The sequence below is a fragment of the Streptomyces sp. NPDC088910 genome, from assembly GCF_044749865.1.
Lineage (GTDB): Bacteria > Actinomycetota > Actinomycetes > Streptomycetales > Streptomycetaceae > Actinacidiphila.
Genome location: NZ_JBIVIV010000004.1, coordinates 200,063 through 214,877, shown reverse-complemented (window position 1 = coordinate 214,877; position 14,815 = coordinate 200,063). Strand labels below are relative to the sequence as shown.

Annotated in this window: 11 protein-coding genes; 3 read left to right on the top strand and 8 right to left on the bottom strand. The window is 71.8% G+C overall.

Translation table 11 applies throughout. The features are described from left to right. Window positions 1–29: 29 nt before the first annotated feature. From ACIP4Z_RS12005 to dnaK, 7 genes are read right to left on the bottom strand one after another with little or no spacing between them, the layout of a single operon-like run. Window positions 30–293: a UBP-type zinc finger domain-containing protein gene (locus tag ACIP4Z_RS12005; RefSeq protein WP_401306912.1), complete on the bottom strand. Its 264-nt coding sequence runs from the start codon at window positions 291–293 to the stop codon at window positions 30–32. Then, the gene (gene trxA / locus ACIP4Z_RS12000; RefSeq protein ID WP_355332781.1) at window positions 293–820 is read right to left on the bottom strand and encodes a thioredoxin; all 528 of its coding nucleotides are present in this window, start codon (window positions 818–820) and stop codon (window positions 293–295) included. Before trxA ends, ACIP4Z_RS12005 begins: the two co-directional genes overlap by 1 nt. Further along, window positions 820–3,444 carry an ATP-dependent chaperone ClpB gene (clpB, locus tag ACIP4Z_RS11995; RefSeq protein WP_391160942.1) on the bottom strand — a complete coding sequence of 875 codons (2,625 nt, stop codon included), beginning with the start codon at window positions 3,442–3,444 and terminating at the stop codon, window positions 820–822. The genes trxA and clpB overlap by 1 nt, the downstream gene beginning before the upstream one ends. Next, window positions 3,435–3,824: a chaperone modulator CbpM gene (locus ACIP4Z_RS11990; RefSeq protein ID WP_391160944.1), complete on the bottom strand. Its 390-nt coding sequence runs from the start codon at window positions 3,822–3,824 to the stop codon at window positions 3,435–3,437. Before ACIP4Z_RS11990 ends, clpB begins: the two co-directional genes overlap by 10 nt. Next, window positions 3,821–4,798 (bottom strand): DnaJ C-terminal domain-containing protein, encoded by a 978-nt coding sequence (locus ACIP4Z_RS11985; RefSeq protein WP_401306908.1) that lies wholly within the window; start codon window positions 4,796–4,798, stop codon window positions 3,821–3,823. The genes ACIP4Z_RS11990 and ACIP4Z_RS11985 overlap by 4 nt, the downstream gene beginning before the upstream one ends. A 7-nt stretch (window positions 4,799–4,805) precedes the next feature. After that, on the bottom strand, window positions 4,806–5,405 hold the full coding sequence (locus tag ACIP4Z_RS11980; RefSeq protein ID WP_401306905.1) for a nucleotide exchange factor GrpE: 600 nt from the start codon (window positions 5,403–5,405) through the stop codon (window positions 4,806–4,808). Between the two features lie 9 nt (window positions 5,406–5,414). Further along, a complete protein-coding gene (gene dnaK / locus ACIP4Z_RS11975) occupies window positions 5,415–7,316 on the bottom strand; it encodes a molecular chaperone DnaK (protein WP_401306902.1) in 1,902 nt (633 codons plus the stop codon). 238 nt (window positions 7,317–7,554) lie between these two features. On the opposite strand from dnaK, the gene ACIP4Z_RS11970 reads away from it, so the two are divergent. Beyond that, window positions 7,555–9,402 (top strand): helix-turn-helix domain-containing protein, encoded by a 1,848-nt coding sequence (locus ACIP4Z_RS11970; RefSeq protein ID WP_401306899.1) that lies wholly within the window; start codon window positions 7,555–7,557, stop codon window positions 9,400–9,402. Window positions 9,403–9,552: 150 nt separating this feature from the next. Here the strand turns inward: ACIP4Z_RS11970 and ACIP4Z_RS11965 are convergent, their stop codons facing one another. Then, a complete protein-coding gene (locus ACIP4Z_RS11965) occupies window positions 9,553–10,821 on the bottom strand; it encodes a family 10 glycosylhydrolase (RefSeq protein WP_391161382.1) in 1,269 nt (422 codons plus the stop codon). A gap of 259 nt (window positions 10,822–11,080) precedes the next feature. On the opposite strand from ACIP4Z_RS11965, the gene ACIP4Z_RS11960 reads away from it, so the two are divergent. Together ACIP4Z_RS11960 and ACIP4Z_RS11955 are read left to right on the top strand one after the other, a co-directional pair. Then, on the top strand, window positions 11,081–13,831 hold the full coding sequence (locus ACIP4Z_RS11960; protein ID WP_401306896.1) for a cellulose binding domain-containing protein: 2,751 nt from the start codon (window positions 11,081–11,083) through the stop codon (window positions 13,829–13,831). 117 nt (window positions 13,832–13,948) lie between these two features. Further along, window positions 13,949–14,806, top strand: a complete 858-nt coding sequence (locus ACIP4Z_RS11955; protein WP_355332800.1) for a 3-hydroxybutyryl-CoA dehydrogenase — start codon at window positions 13,949–13,951, stop codon at window positions 14,804–14,806. Window positions 14,807–14,815 lie beyond the last annotated feature (9 nt).

Below are 14,815 nucleotides of genomic sequence, written 5' to 3'. Positions count from 1 at the left end.
GTCGGAGGCGCCGTGCGAGCCCGCCCGGCTCAGACCATCGACTCGTGGACGAAACACCACCGCCAGTCCTCGCCGGGCTGGAACGACCGCACGATCGGGTGCCCGTCGGCTGCCGCGTGGGCACGGGCGTGCCGCATCGGCGAGGAGTCGCAGCATCCGACGTGCCCGCAGGTCAGGCACAGCCGCAGGTGCACCCACGGAGTCCCCATGCGCAGACAGTCCTCGCAGCCCTGCGGTGTCCTGGGCGTCACGGGCCGGACCATGGACAGGTGCGGGTCGGGAAGAGTGGTCATCACGGCCTCCTGGTCGCGGGATCGGCCGGTCCGGGGGACGTCGACAGCGACTCGTTCACCCACTGGCGGAGCGCGTTCGCGGGCGCGGCGCCGGTCTGGCGGGCGACGGGCCTGCCGTGGTCGAGGATCAGCAGGGTGGGGACGGCCTGGACCTCGAACCGTCTGGCCAGGGCCGGTGACGTGTCGATGTCGACCTTCACGAGCTTGATCCGGCCGGCGAGGTCCTCGGCGACCTGTTCCAGGGCTGGGCTCACCATCCGGCAGGGGCCGCACCAGGTGGCCCACAGGTCGACCAGCACGGGCAGGCTCGCCTGCTCGGCGACCTCACCGAAGTCGGCGTCGCCCGCTTCGGCGATCCACGGCAGCGGCGCCCGGCAGTTTCCGCAGCGCGGACTGCCGCCCGCCGCGGCGGGCACGCGGTTGGTCCGGCCGCAGTTGGCGCAGACGACGGTCCGTACCCGGGCCTGCGCGCCAGTGGTGCCGTCGCGGGCCGGGCGGTCGTCGCGGCCTTCCTGAGAGGTGCTCATCACGGCTCCTGCGGCTGGTCCTGGAGGGAGACGGTCAGTTCGCCGCCCGCGGCGTCGACCACGATGGTCACGCCTTCGCGTGCCTCGCCGCTGAGCAACGCGCGGCCGATCCTGGTCTCGACCTCGTGCGAGATGAAGCGGCGCAGCGGCCTGGCTCCGTAGACCGGGTCGTAGCCCTCGGCCGCGATCAGGTGGCGGGCCGGCTCGGTGAGGACGAGCGTGACGCGCTGTTCGGAGAGGCGGTCGCGCAGTTCGTCGAGGAGCAGGTCGACGATGCGCTCGATCTGCGCGATGCCGAGCGGGTGGAAGAGGACGATGTCGTCGACGCGGTTGAGGAACTCGGGGCGGAAATGACCGTTGAGTTCGGTCATCACCAGCGCCCGCGCCTCGGGCTTGATCTCGCCGGCCTGGGTGGCGTCCTGGAGCAGGTACTGCGACCCGAGGTTGGAGGTCATGATGATCACGGTGTTGCGGAAGTCGACGGTACGTCCCTGCGCGTCAGTGATCCGGCCGTCGTCCAGCACCTGGAGCAACGTGTTGAAGACGTCGGCGTGCGCCTTCTCGATCTCGTCGAACAGGACGACGGAGTACGGCTTGCGGCGCACCGCCTCGGTGAGCTGGCCGCCCTCCTCGTAACCCACGTATCCGGGGGGCGCGCCGACCAGGCGGCTGACGGTGTGGCGTTCCTGGTACTCGCTCATGTCGAGGCGGATCATGTTGCTCTCGCTGTCGAACAGCGCCGCGGCCAGCGTCTTGGCCAGCTCGGTCTTCCCGACACCGGTCGGGCCGAGGAAGATGAACGAGCCGATCGGCCGCCGCGGGTCGCGTACCCCGGAGCGGGCCCGTATCACCGCGTCGGCGACGAGCTGGACGGCCTCGTCCTGGCCCACGACGCGCTCGCGCAGTATCTCGTCCAGCTTGAGCAGCTTCTGCCGTTCGCCCTCCTGAAGGCGGGTGACGGGGATACCGGTCCACGCCGAGACGATCTCGGCGATCTCCTCGGCGGTCACCACCTCGCGCAGCAGTCGGCTCTCGCCCTGCTTGTTGGCGAGCTGTTCCTCCTCGGCGGTCAGCCGGCGCTCCAGTTCGCTGACGGTTCCGTAGCGCAGCTGGGCGGCCCGGTTGAGGTCGTAGGCGCGTTCGGCCTGCTCGGCCTCCTGCCGGGCGCGTTCCAATTCCTGGCGCAGTTCCTGGACCTTGCGGATGGCCTGGCGCTCGGCCTCCCACTGGGCGTGCTTGGCGTCCACCTCACCGCGCAGGTCGGCCAGTTCGCGCCGCAGGTCCTCCAGGCGGGCGCGGCTGGCCGGGTCGGTCTCCTGGTCCAGCGCGGCCTCCTCGATCTCCAGTCGGGTCGCCCGCCGGGTGAGTTCGTCGAGTTCGGCGGGCATGGAGTCGATCTCGGTCCGCAGCCGGGCGCATGCCTCGTCGACCAGGTCGATGGCCTTGTCCGGGAGGAAGCGGTCGCTGATGTAGCGGTGGCTGAGGGTGGCCGCGGCGACCAGGGCGTTGTCCTGGATCTTGACGCCGTGGAAGATCTCCAGGCGCTCGCGGATGCCGCGCAGGATGGAGATGGCGTCCTCGACGGTCGGCTCGTCCACCTGGACGGTCTGGAAGCGGCGCTCCAGGGCGGCGTCGGACTCGATGTGCTTGCGGTACTCGTCCAGCGTGGTCGCCCCGATCATGTGCAGCTCGCCGCGGGCCAGCATCGGCTTGAGCATGTTGCCCGCGTCCATCGCGCCCTCGGCGGCGCCGGCCCCGACGACGGTGTGCAGCTCGTCCACGAACAGCAGGATCCGGCCCTCGGCGCCTTTGACCTCCGACAGAACGGCCTTGAGGCGCTCCTCGAACTCGCCGCGGTACTTCGCCCCGGCCACCAGCGACCCCATGTCGAGCGAGAACACCGTCTTGTCCCGCAGCCCTTCCGGCACGTCGCCGCGCACGATCCGCTGGGCCAGACCCTCGACGATGGCGGTCTTGCCGACGCCCGGTTCGCCGATCAGGACGGGGTTGTTCTTGCTCTTGCGGCTGAGGATCTGGATCACCCGGCGGATCTCGGCGTCCCGGCCGATCACCGGGTCGAGGCGGCCGGTGCGGGCCTCCACGACGAGGTCGCGCCCGTACTTCTCCAGGGCCTCGTAGGCGTCCTCAGGAGTGGCGGAGGTGACCCGTTGGTTCCCGCGCACCGTGGTGAGGGCGGTGAGGAAGGAGTCCTTGGTGACGCCCTGTTCACCGAGCCGGCGGCCGGCCGCGCTGGTCGCCCCTTCGTCCACCAGGGCCAGCACCATGTGCTCGGTGGAGACGTACTCGTCCTTGAGCCGCTTGGCCTCCTGCTCGGCGCTGTCGAGCAGCCGGGCCAGCCGCTGGGTCACCATCACCTGGCCGGGGGCGGCGCCCGGCCCCGTCGTGCGGGGGCGTTTGACGAGATCGGCCTCGACCGCGGCCCGCAGGGCGGCCGGGTCGGCACCGGCGTCGGCCAGCAGACGGGTGGTCAGGCCGTCGCGCTGATCGAGCAGGGCCAGCAGCAGGTGCTCCCCGTCGACCTCGGTGTGGCCCATACGGACCGCGGCGCTCTGTGCTTCCTGGAGCGCTTCCTGGGATTTCTGGGTGAGGCGATTCATGTCCATGGTGTGGGCTCCTTGGCGGCTCGTTCGCTGCGCCGCAGTGCGGTTTCCAGGCGTTCGATGCGGTCGAGCATGTCCAGGACGACGCCGATGGCCGCGTAGTTGAGACACAGTCCGTCCCGCAGCCGCTGCACTCGGGCGAGGGCCGACGGCGCGCTCGCCCGGAACCACAGCCGGCCCCGGGCGTCACGCTCGGCGTCGACAAGACCGAGAGCCACGAAACGCCTGACGAGTTCGGGCGGCAGTCCACTGCGGCCGGCCACCGCGGCCATGGAGAGCTGATAAGGGGTGGTACTGGTCCGGTGGACGCGCACCAGCGGATAGGCGGCCCTGGAGCCGGGCTGTCCGGCGCCTTCGGCGGGAGAACGGTGTTCGGCTCTCATGTCTGCTTCCTCGGGTCGAAGGAGGAGACCGCGGCCAGTTCCTCGAACAACTCACGTTCACGCGGGCTGGGCGAGGGCGGCACCATCACCTGGATTTCGGCGTAGAGGTGGCCCGGGGAACCTTTGGGGCGTGGCATCCCCTCGCCGCGCAGCCGCAACCGGCGGCCGGTGGAGGTGCCGGGCGGCACATGCGCCTTGACCGTCCCGCCCGGACCGGAGACCGGCACCGTCGCCCCCAGCGCGGCCTCCCAGGCGGTGACCGGCAGATCGACGTGGACGTCGTGCCCGACGAGCCGGTAGCGGGGATGGCGGGCGATACGGACCACCAGATAGAGGTCCCCGGCGGAACCCGGGCCGCGGCCCCGGCCGCCCTCCCCCGCGAGCCGGATGCGCTGCCCGTCGACGACGCCCGCCGGGATGGTGACGTCGTAACTGCGCTCCCCGCCGGGCCCGCCGAGGGTGATCTTCCGTCGGCCGCCGCGGTACGCCTCCTCCACGCTGAGGGTGAGTTCGGCCTCCTGGTCCGCGCCGGGGATCGGGCTGCCCCGCCCGGCGCCGCGCGCCCGGCCGCCGAACACGCCTCCGAAGAGATCCTCGAAGTCCACGCCAGAGGCGTCGAAGTCGGACTCGGTCCAGGTCCGGGCGCCTGCCCGGCCGTCGCCTCGGGTGCCGGCGAAGGGACTGCCGCGGTACGCGCCGGCTCCGCCGCCGAAGCCCTGGCCGGCCGCGACGCGCTCGTCGTAGTCCTCCGGGATCTGCCGGAAGTCCGGGCCGAAACGGTCGTAGCGCGACCGGGTGCCGGGGTCGGAGAGCACGCTGTACGCCTCGTTGATCTGCTTGAAGCGCTCCTCGGCGGCCGGATCGCGGTTGACGTCCGGGTGGTAGCGGCGAGCCAGGGTACGGAACGCCTGCTGGATCTCGGCCGCGTCGGCGCCGCGCCGGACGCCGAGCACCTCGTAGTAGTCCTCTGCCATGGCGGCCTCACTCCTGCTTGCGGCTGACCGCTACCGCGGCCGGCCGCAGCTGGTGACCGGGGTCGCCGTAACCGGGCCGCAGCACCTGGACGACGGTGCCCGCAGGTGTGTCGGGTTCATCGACCACGGACACCACCTCATGCTGCTCGGGGTGGAAGGGGACGCCGGTCTCCTCGTAGCGGGGGTAGCCGAGGCTTCGCAGCACCTCGACGGCCTGGTCGCGTACCGCCCGGACTCCGCTGACGATCGCGCCGCGGTCGTCGGCGCCCGCGTGGGCGAGGGCCAGTTCCAGGTTGTCGACGACCGGGAGGAACGCCGCGGCCACCTTGGCCCGCTCGGCCTCCCGTTCCCGGGGAAGCTCACGGGCGTAGCGCTTACGGAGATTGTCGAGGTCGGCGAGGGCTCGCCGCCACCGGTCCTCCAGCTCCTCCGCACCGGGGCCGCGGCGTGTGGATTCCGCCTCCCGCTCCCTGGCTTCCGGGGCCCGCGGGGGCGTCCGCGGTGCGGCACTCCGCTCGGGCGACGTCGGCTCGGACTCGGGCGGCGTCGGCTCGGACTCGGGCGGGGAGCGGTCCTCGGCGGGACGCGTCTGTTCCTGGTCCGACATGTCGCCGCCTCAGCTCTTGTCGAATTCGGCGTCGATGACGTCGTCGTCGCCCCTCGGGGAGTCGCCCCCGGGCCCCTGGCCGGGCTCGGCTCCGCCGCCCCCGGCTCCGCCCGGTTCAGCGGCGTGGGCGGCCAGCGCCGCGTGGATCTGCTGGAGTTCGGAGGTCAGGCTCCGGGACCGTTCCGCCGGAGCCTCCTCCCTGACGGCGGTACGCGCCTCGTCGGTGAGCAGTTGGGCGCGGGCGCGCTCGTGCTCCGGTGCGGCGTCGCCGAGGTCGTCCAGCCGGCGCTCCACCTGGTAGGCGGCGGCGTCGAGCTCGTTGCGGGCGTCGATGGCCTCGCGCAGGGCCTGGTCGCTGGTGCGGTTGTTCTCGGCCTCGTTGATCATCCGCTCGACCTCGGACGGGTCGAGGTTGGAGCCCTCGCTGATGGTGATCGACTGCTCGGCGCCGGTGTCCCGGTCCTTGGCGCTGACCTTGAGGATGCCGTTGGCGTCGATGTCGAAGGTGACCTCGATCTGGGTCTCCCCACGCCTGGCCGGCCGCAGGTTCTCCAGCCGGAAGCGGCCCAGCACGCGGTTGTCGGCCGCCAGTTCGCGTTCGCCCTGAAGCACGACGATGTCCACGGCCGGCTGGTTGTCCTCGGCGGTGGAGAAGGTCTCGGACCGGCGGGCGGGGATGGTGGTGTTCCGGTCGATGATCTTGGTCATCACGCCGCCGGCCGTCTCGACGCCCAGCGACAGGGGGGTGACGTCCAGGAGCAGGACGTCCTTGACCTCGCCCTTGAGCACGCCTGCCTGGACGGCGGCGCCCAGCGCCACCACCTCGTCGGGGTTGACGCTCATGTTCGGGTCCCTGCCGCCGGTCAGCCGGCGGACCAGGTTCTGCACGGCCGGTATGCGGGTCGAGCCGCCGACGAGGATGACCTCGTCGATGTCGTTGTCGGTGACCTTGGCGTCGCTCATCGCCGTCCTGACCGGTTCCAGGCAGCGCTCCACCAGGTCCGAGGTGATCTGCTCGAAGGTGGAGCGGCGGACGGTCTCGGTGAGGTGCTTCGGCCCGGAGGCGTCCGCCGTGATGAAGGGCAGGCTCACCTGGGTCTGGGTGACCGAACTCAGCTCCGTCTTCGCCTTCTCGGCCGCCTCGAACAGGCGCTGCAATGCCTGCGGGTCCTTACGCAGGTCGATGCCTTCGGACGCCTGGAAGCCGTCCGCCAAGTGGTCCACCAGTCGGCGGTCGAAGTCGTCGCCGCCCAGATGGGAGTCGCCCGCGGTGGCGCGGACCTCCACGACGCCGTCGCCGACGTCCAGCAGGCTCACGTCGAACGTGCCGCCGCCGAGGTCGAAGACCATGACCGTCTCGTGGCCCTGCTTGTCGAGTCCGTAGGCCAGCGCCGCGGCTGTCGGTTCGTTGATGATCCGCAGGACTTCGAGGCCGGCGATCTTCCCGGCGTCCTTGGTGGCCTGGCGCTGGGCGTCGTTGAAGTACGCCGGTACGGTGATGACCGCCTCCGTCACCTTCTCGCCGAGCGACTTCCCGGCGTCGTCGGCGAGCTTGCGCAGCACCTGCGCGCTGATCTCCTCCGGCGCGTACTGCTTGCCGCTCACCTCGAAGCGGGCCACCCCGCCGGGCCCCTCGACCACGTCGAAGGAGACCGCTTTGGCCTCGTCGGAGATCTCGTCGTAGCGACGTCCGATGAACCGCTTCGCGGAGGTGATGGTGCCTTTGGGGTTCAGGATCGACTGCCGCCGCGCGAGCTGTCCGACCAGCCGCTGGCCGTCATCGGAGAAGGCGACCACCGACGGGGTCGTCCTGGCCCCCTCCGCGTTCGGGACGACGGTGGGCTCACCGCCCTCCCAGACGGCGATGACCGAGTTGGTGGTACCGAGGTCGATGCCTACTGCCTTCGCCATAAGAATCTCCTCCGTCGCGAGGCGGAACCGGCCGGCGGGCCGCCGGGCGCACGGCGCCGGACCCGCACAGTCTGCGAGCCTTACGCAGTACGCGGTGGACTTCCTCGCCCCGGGGTGACCAATCCGCGCCGCCTTTCCGGTCCCCGAGGACGGGGGGCGGCGACGGCTCGCAGGTGAGGGCCCGTGCCGAGCGGCGTACGTTGAGAGGGGGCTGATTCGAGCCGCGAATGGACCTGCGATGGACGCTCTTCCGTTTCCGACCGCCGACCCGCCTCACCCCGTGCCGCAGCCGGGGGCCGCGCGTCACGCGCTGCTACGGCTGGTGACGGTCATGCTCGACGGCGACGACGAGCGAGAGGTGCTGTGGGGTGCCATGGCGGCGATCGCCGCCGCCGGTCCCTTCGTCGCCGAAGCGGCGTACGCCGTGCACCATGGTGCGGCGCGGCGCTGCCCTCCACGCCCGGAGGCTGCCTCCGCCGACGCCCGACCGGGGAGCACCGTGGCGCGGGAGCCCGGTGCGGAGCCGAACGGCCGGGCCCCGGCCGAGGCAGCCGCGGAGATGGTGGCCGCCGATCGGCTCGACCGGCGGATCGACGCTCTCGACGGCCGCAGCCGGAATCTGCACCGGGCGGACGGACGGTGGGCGCGGGCCGTCGCGCTGCGATACGGGGACGACTGCCTCGGCTATCTCGTCGTCGGGGGCGCGACCGCACCCTCGACCGACGAAACCGCGCTGACGGATCTGCTCGCGCAGCAGACCGGGATCGCCCTGGCACGCCTCAGCCGGCGCCGGGGAGAGCCGGTCGGGGCCCGCTCACACCACTGGCCGGGGATCGCAGGGCCGCCGACGGCAGAGAGCCTCTCGCCGACTGCCGGCCCCGGCGCGAGCGTCTCCGCCCTGGCCGCACGGCTAGCCGCTGACCACGCGCTCTCCCGGGCCGCTGCCTCGGGCAGCGGTGAGTCGGGAGTCCTGGAGGCCCTGCGCGACCATACGGGATTCGCGGTCCTCACCGAGGACCGCTTCGGCAACCCGCGGGCCTGGGCGGGGCACGGCGGGGGCGAACCCTCCGGGCGGCCCGGGAGTGGGCCGCGCCCGGCCCCGGGACACCGGGACCGGGAGGCCCTGATCCGTGACGCGCGCCACCGTCCCGGCGCCGTCCGCGACGGTGACCGGCTGCTCGTCCCCATCGAAATGGCCGGGGAAGTGCTCGGCGTGGCCGCGCTGGTCGATCCTGACCGGCGGGCGACGGAAACGGACTGCTCAGCGCTCGAACAGGCCGCCTTGGTGCTGGCCCCCGCGCTCTCGCACGAGCGCAGGCTGGCCGAGTTGGAGCCCCTGCTGCGCCACGGCCTGGTCGACCGGCTGATTTCGGGCGAGACGACCGACGACGACTTCGCCCGGGCGGCGGTCCTCGGCCACGACCTGCACCGGCCGTACAGGGTCGCCGTACTGGAGTGGGCCGGGACGGTCGGCAGGGCCGCGCTCGGCGACGCGGCGGCGCGGGCGGCCCGGCGGCTGCGCCTGAACGTCCTCGTCGGCTCCCGTGGCTCGGCCACGGTCGTCCTGGAGCCCCGGGAAGACCGGGGTGCCCCGGAAGGCGCGCTGTACAGGGCCGTCTCGGAGGAGCTCGGCACCGGGGCCGGAGCCGTCGGCATCGGCGGCCGCTGCGAGGTCGTCGCCGATCTGCCGCGCTCCTACGACGAGGCCGTCCGCGCCCTCGCCGTCCGCCGCGGTTCCCAGGACCCGTACGGCAGCACCGGCTTCGAGGAGCTGGGCCTGTGCCGCATGCTGGGCACCGGCGAAGGCGAACGGGAAGCCGACCGATTCGTCCGCGAATGGCTGGGACGCCTGCTGGACTACGACTCCCGCCACCGCACCGGGCTGGTGACGACGCTCTCGCGCTATCTGGAGAGCGGCGGCAGCTACGACGCGACCTCCGAGGCACTCCACATCCACCGCAGCACCGTCCGCTACCGCCTCCAGCGCATCTGCGAGATCACCGGCCACGACCTCGGTGACGTCGAGACGCGCCTCAACCTGCACATCGCCACCCGCATACGCAATGTGCTCGCACCCTCGCCGTGAGACGCGGAAACCGACACCGTGGTCCGGCCCTGGTGAGCCGGACCGGCGCTGCGGCGCGGCCCCGCATCGCCTGAGCCGGCCTTCTGCCGTGGGGCGGCTGACGCCAGGCGGTACGGACGTGGCCGGGCAGGAAGGACCGACCGCCCGCCGTCAGCGGCGTCCGCGGTGGTGGTAGCGGGCGGCGACCAGGCTCATCGCGCCCAAGGGGTCGGCGACGACCTGCGAGGCGGAGAAGTAGATGTTGCCGCGGACCTGCGGGTAGCGGGCGCAGAAGTCGAGGTGGCGGGTCAATTCGGCCGGGTCCTGCCAGGCGTCGGGCTGGCCCGCGACGCCGACCTTGTACAGGGCCTCGCCGATGTAGAGGCGCACGTTGGTGCCACGGACGACGTCGGACCACCAGGGGACGAGGGCGGCGTAGTCGGCCGCCGCGAAGCCGATGTTCCAGTAGACCTGCGGAACGATGTAGTCGATCCACTGCTCCCTGACCCACTTGCGGGTGTCCGCGTGCAGGTCGTCGTAGGTCTGGACGCCCGCGGTGGTGGCCGAGCCGAGCGGGTCGGTGGCGGCGTTGCGCCAGACGCCGAAGGGGCTGATGCCGAACTGGGTGCTCGGCCGGATCCGCTTGATCCTGGCGGCGGTCTCGCGCACCAGGCGGTCGGTGTTGTCCCGCCGCCAGGCGTCGCGGTCGGGGAATCCGGCGCCGTACCGCGCGTAGGCGGCGTCGTCGTCGAAGACCTGGCCGGCGACCGGGTACGGGTAGAAGTAGTCGTCCCAGTGGACGGCGTCGATGGGGTAGCGGCGGACGGCGTCCAGCATCGCGTCCTGCACGAAACGTCGGACCTCGGGCAGTCCGGGGTTGTAGTAGAGCTTGCCGCCGAAGGGCACGATCCACTCGGGGTGGAGGCGGGCCGGGTGGGTGGGGGCGAGCTTGGTGACGTCGGTGTCCATCGAGACGCGGTACGGGTTGAACCAGGCGTGCAGTTCCAGGCCGCGGCGGTGCGCCTCGCGCACCGCGGTGCCCAGCGGGTCCCAGCCGGGGTCCTGCCCCTGAGTGCCCGTCAGGTACCGCGACCAGGGTTCGTACGCCGACGGCCAGAAGGCGTCGGCGGTCGGCCGGACCTGGAACACCACCGCGTTGAGCCCCCGTTCGACCGCGGTGTCCAACAGGTCGAGCAATTCCTGACGTTGCTGGTCGGCGGGGAGTCCGGGGGCCGAGGGCCAGTCGGTGTTGGCGACCGAGGCGATCCACATGCCGCGCAGGTCGCGGCCGTGACCACCGGGTCCGCCGTGACCCGCGGGACCCGGTGCGCCCTGGGGGGCGCGGGAGGGTTCGGCCGCCCGCGCCGCCGAGCCGGGGATGACGGCGGCCAGCGCGCCCGCCGCCGCGACAGTGAAGGTCCTGCGGGTGAGCCGGTCCATCCGAGCCTCCTGATCATCCGTCATGATCCGCCGATGATGGGTGACTTCCGGCGCCGGGGCAACCCGCCGTTCGGTCCACTCCCTCGTGCGGCCCCCGCCGGGACGGAGCGTTGACGACCCCTTCTCGGGCGTCGGCGCGGGCGCTAACATCATGGGAGCGCTCCCACACCTCCTATGTATAGCGCCACCGTCCATCCCCCCACCACCCGCACGCGCGGGCCCGGCGCGGCCCGCGTCCGTACGGAGAGGACGCCTTTCCATGCTCCGCAGACCACTCGCCGCGCTCGTCGCGGCCCTGTCCCTGATAGGCGGCGCCTCCGCGGTCGCCGCGGTCACCGCCACGGCCACCGCGGCCCCGGCCACCGCCGCACCGGCCGCCGTCGCGGACACGTACTCCTGGAAGAACGTCAGGATCGACGGCGGCGGCTTCGTGCCCGGCATCGTCTTCAACCAGTCGGAGAAGAACCTCGCCTACGCGCGGACCGACATCGGCGGCGCCTACCGCTGGAACGAGGCCACCAAGTCCTGGACGCCGCTACTGGATTCGGTGGGCTGGACCGACTGGAACAGGAACGGCGTGGTCAGCCTCGCCACCGACGCGCTCGCGCCCGACAAGGTCTACGCGGCCGTCGGCATGTACACCAACTCCTGGGACCCCGACAACGGCGCCATCCTGCGCTCTTCCGACCGCGGCGCGACCTGGGCGGCGACCGCGCTGCCGTTCAAGCTCGGCGGCAACATGCCCGGCCGCGGCATGGGCGAGCGGCTGGCCATCGACCCCAACAAGGACAGCGTCCTGTACTTCGCCGCGCCCAGCGGCAACGGGCTGTGGCGCAGTACCGACTCCGGTGTCACCTGGGCGAAGGTCACCGCCTTCCCCAACGTCGGGAACTACGTGGCCGATCCGTCCGACAGCAGCGGCTACCAGAGCGACAACCAGGGCGATGTGTGGGTGACCTTCGACCCGCGCACCGGCACCAAGGGCTCCGCCACGCAGACCGTCTACGTGGGTGTGGCCGACAAGGCCAACACCGTCTACCGCTCGACCGACGGCGGCGCCACCTGGTCCCGGCTGGCGGGCCAGCCCACCGGGTACATCGCGCACAAGGGCGTGCTGGACGCGGTGAACGGCTACCTCTACCTCGCCACCAGCGACACCGGCGGCCCGTACGACGGCGCCAAGGGCCAGGTGTGGCGGTACGCGACCGCGACGGGCGCGTGGACCAACATCAGCCCGATGTCGGACGCGGACACGTACTTCGGCTACAGCGGTATGACCGTCGACCGGCAGCACCCCGGCACGATCATGGTCACCGGCTACAGCTCGTGGTGGGCCGACACCCAGATCTTCCGCAGCACCGACAACGGCGCGACCTGGACGCGGGCCTGGGACTTCACCAGTTACCCCAACCGCGCCGACCGCTACACCATGGACGTCTCCTCGTCGCCTTGGCTGAGCTGGGGCGCCAACCCGTCGCCGCCGGAGGAGACCCCCAAGCTCGGCTGGATGACCGAGTCGCTGGAGATCGACCCGTTCAACTCCAACCGCATGTGGTACGGCACCGGGGCCACCGTCTACGGCACCGACAACCTCACCAACTGGGACACCGGGGCGAAGTTCACCGTCAAGCCCAACGCCAGGGGCCTGGAGGAGACGTCGGTCCAAGACCTGATCAGCCCGCCGACCGGCGCGCCGCTGATCAGCGCGCTCGGTGACATCGGCGGCTTCCGGCACACCGACCTCACCGCCGTGCCCCCGATGATGTTCACCCAGCCCAACTTCACCACCACCACGAGCCTGGACTTCGCGGCCACCAACGCCAACACCATGGTCAGGGTCGGCAACGCGGACAGCGGCGCGCACGTCGCCTTCTCCACCGACAACGGCGCCAACTGGTTCGCGGGCACCGACCCGTCCGGGGTCAGCGGCGGCGGTACGGTCGCCGCGGCGGCCGACGGCAGCCGCTTCCTGTGGGCCCCGTCCGGTACCGGCGTCAAGTACTCGGTCGGCTTCGGCGGTTCCTGGTCCGACTCCACCGGCATCCCGACCGGCGCGGCCATCGGCTCCGACCGGGTCAACCCGAAGAAGTTCTACGGCGTCTACGGCGGCAAGTTCTACGTGAGCACCGACGGCGGAGCGACCTTCGCCGCGACGGCGGCCACCGGGCTGCCCGCGGAGGCGGGCAAGCTCAAGGCGCTGCCCGGCGCCGAGGGCGACGTGTGGGTGGCGGGCGGCAGCACGGGCGGCGCGTACGGCCTGTGGCACTCCACCAACTCCGGCGCGAGCTTCACCAAGCTGGCCAACGTGCAGGAGGCCGACACCATCGGCTTCGGCAAGGCCGCCCCCGGCGCGGCCTACCAAGCGCTCTACACCAGCGCGAAGATCGGCGGCGTCCGCGGCATCTTCCGCTCCACCGACGCGGGTGCGAACTGGGTGCGGATCAACGACAACGCCCACCAGTACGGCGTGACCAACACCGCGATCACCGGCGACCCCCGGGTCTACGGCCGCGTCTACATCGCGACCAACGGCCGCGGCATCGTCTACGGCGACACCTCGGACGGCTCCGGCGGTACGACTGCGCCGACCACTCCCCCGACGACCCCGCCCACGACTCCCCCGACCACACCTCCGACGACCCCGCCCACCACGCCTCCCACCACCCCGCCGACCACACCGCCCGGCTCCGGCGCCTGCTCGGTGGCGTACGACGTCACCAATTCCTGGCCCGGCGGCTTCCAGACGTCGGTCACGGTCAAGAACAACGGCTCGGCGGCGATCTCCAACTGGAAGCTGACCTGGTCCTTCGGCGGCGGCCAGACCATCACGTCGCTGTGGAGCGCGAACTACACGCAGAGCGGCGCGGCCGTGACGGTCACCGCGCCGAGCTACGCGGCGGTGCTGCCCGCGGGCGGCTCCGCGACCTTCGGCTTCACCGGCAACGCGCCGGGGACGAACACCTCCCCCGCCGCCTTCTCGCTCAACGGTTCCGCCTGCTCCGTGGGCTGACCCCGGCTCCTTCGGCTACGCGCGGGACCGGCACCCGGCCGGTCCCGCGCGTACCGGACACAGGTAACGTCTGTCCGGTACACGGAAGCGGTGCACGGAAGCGGCAGGGGCTGACGAGTGAGTGACATCCAGCGCGTCGGAGTGGTCGGCGCGGGCCAGATGGGGGCGGGCATCGCGGAGGTGTGCGCGAAGGCCGGGCTCGACGTCCGGGTCGCGGAGACCACCGGTGAGGCCCTGGAGCTGGGCCGCACCCGGCTGACGAACTCGCTCGGCAAGGCCGCGGAGCGCGGCAAGATCACCGAGGCTGAGCGCGACGAGACGCTGGGCCGGCTGACCTTCACCACCGACCTGGGCGAGTTCGCCGACCGCGACCTGGTCATCGAGGCCGTGGTGGAGAACGAGCAGGTCAAGATCGACATCTTCCGGGTGCTCGACCAGGTGGTGAGCAGGCAGGACGCGATCCTGGCCTCCAACACCTCCTCGATCCCGCTGGTCAAGCTGGCCGTGGCGACCTCGCGGCCCGACCAGGTCATCGGCATCCACTTCTTCAACCCCGCCCCGGTGCAGCGCCTGGTCGAGCTGATCCCGGCGCTCACCACCGGCAGTGACACCCTCAAGCGGACCGAGGCGCTGGTCACCGACGTGCTCGGCAAGCACGCCATCCGCGCCCAGGACCGCTCCGGCTTCGTCGTCAACGCGCTCCTGGTGCCGTATCTGCTCTCCGCGATCCGGATGTTCGAGTCGGGCATCGCGACCCGCGAGGACATCGACAACGGCATGGAGCTGGGCTGCGCGCACCCGATGGGCCCGCTCAAGCTGTCGGACCTGATCGGCCTCGACACCGTCGCCGCCATCGCCGACTCGATGTACTCGGAGTACAAGGAGCCGCTGTACGCGGCGCCGCCGATCCTTCAGCGGATGGTCGACGCGGGCCGCCTCGGCCGCAAGACGGGCGCGGGTTTCTACCAGTACTGACCGCCCGGC

What these genes read in the sequence shown, in the direction of transcription:
- ACIP4Z_RS11960 (WP_401306896.1), top strand. Translation starts at nt 11,081, where the DNA reads ATGCTCCGCAGACCACTCGCCGCGCTCGTCGCGGCCCTGTCCCTGATA.
- dnaK (WP_401306902.1), bottom strand. Translation starts at nt 7,316, where the DNA reads ATGGCGAAGGCAGTAGGCATCGACCTCGGTACCACCAACTCGGTCATC.
- ACIP4Z_RS11970 (WP_401306899.1), top strand. Translation starts at nt 7,555, where the DNA reads ATGGACGCTCTTCCGTTTCCGACCGCCGACCCGCCTCACCCCGTGCCG.
- ACIP4Z_RS11990 (WP_391160944.1), bottom strand. Translation starts at nt 3,824, where the DNA reads ATGAGAGCCGAACACCGTTCTCCCGCCGAAGGCGCCGGACAGCCCGGC.
- ACIP4Z_RS11980 (WP_401306905.1), bottom strand. Translation starts at nt 5,405, where the DNA reads ATGTCGGACCAGGAACAGACGCGTCCCGCCGAGGACCGCTCCCCGCCC.
- clpB (WP_391160942.1), bottom strand. Translation starts at nt 3,444, where the DNA reads ATGGACATGAATCGCCTCACCCAGAAATCCCAGGAAGCGCTCCAGGAA.
- ACIP4Z_RS12005 (WP_401306912.1), bottom strand. Translation starts at nt 293, where the DNA reads ATGACCACTCTTCCCGACCCGCACCTGTCCATGGTCCGGCCCGTGACG.
- ACIP4Z_RS11965 (WP_391161382.1), bottom strand. Translation starts at nt 10,821, where the DNA reads ATGGACCGGCTCACCCGCAGGACCTTCACTGTCGCGGCGGCGGGCGCG.
- trxA (WP_355332781.1), bottom strand. Translation starts at nt 820, where the DNA reads ATGAGCACCTCTCAGGAAGGCCGCGACGACCGCCCGGCCCGCGACGGC.
- ACIP4Z_RS11985 (WP_401306908.1), bottom strand. Translation starts at nt 4,798, where the DNA reads ATGGCAGAGGACTACTACGAGGTGCTCGGCGTCCGGCGCGGCGCCGAC.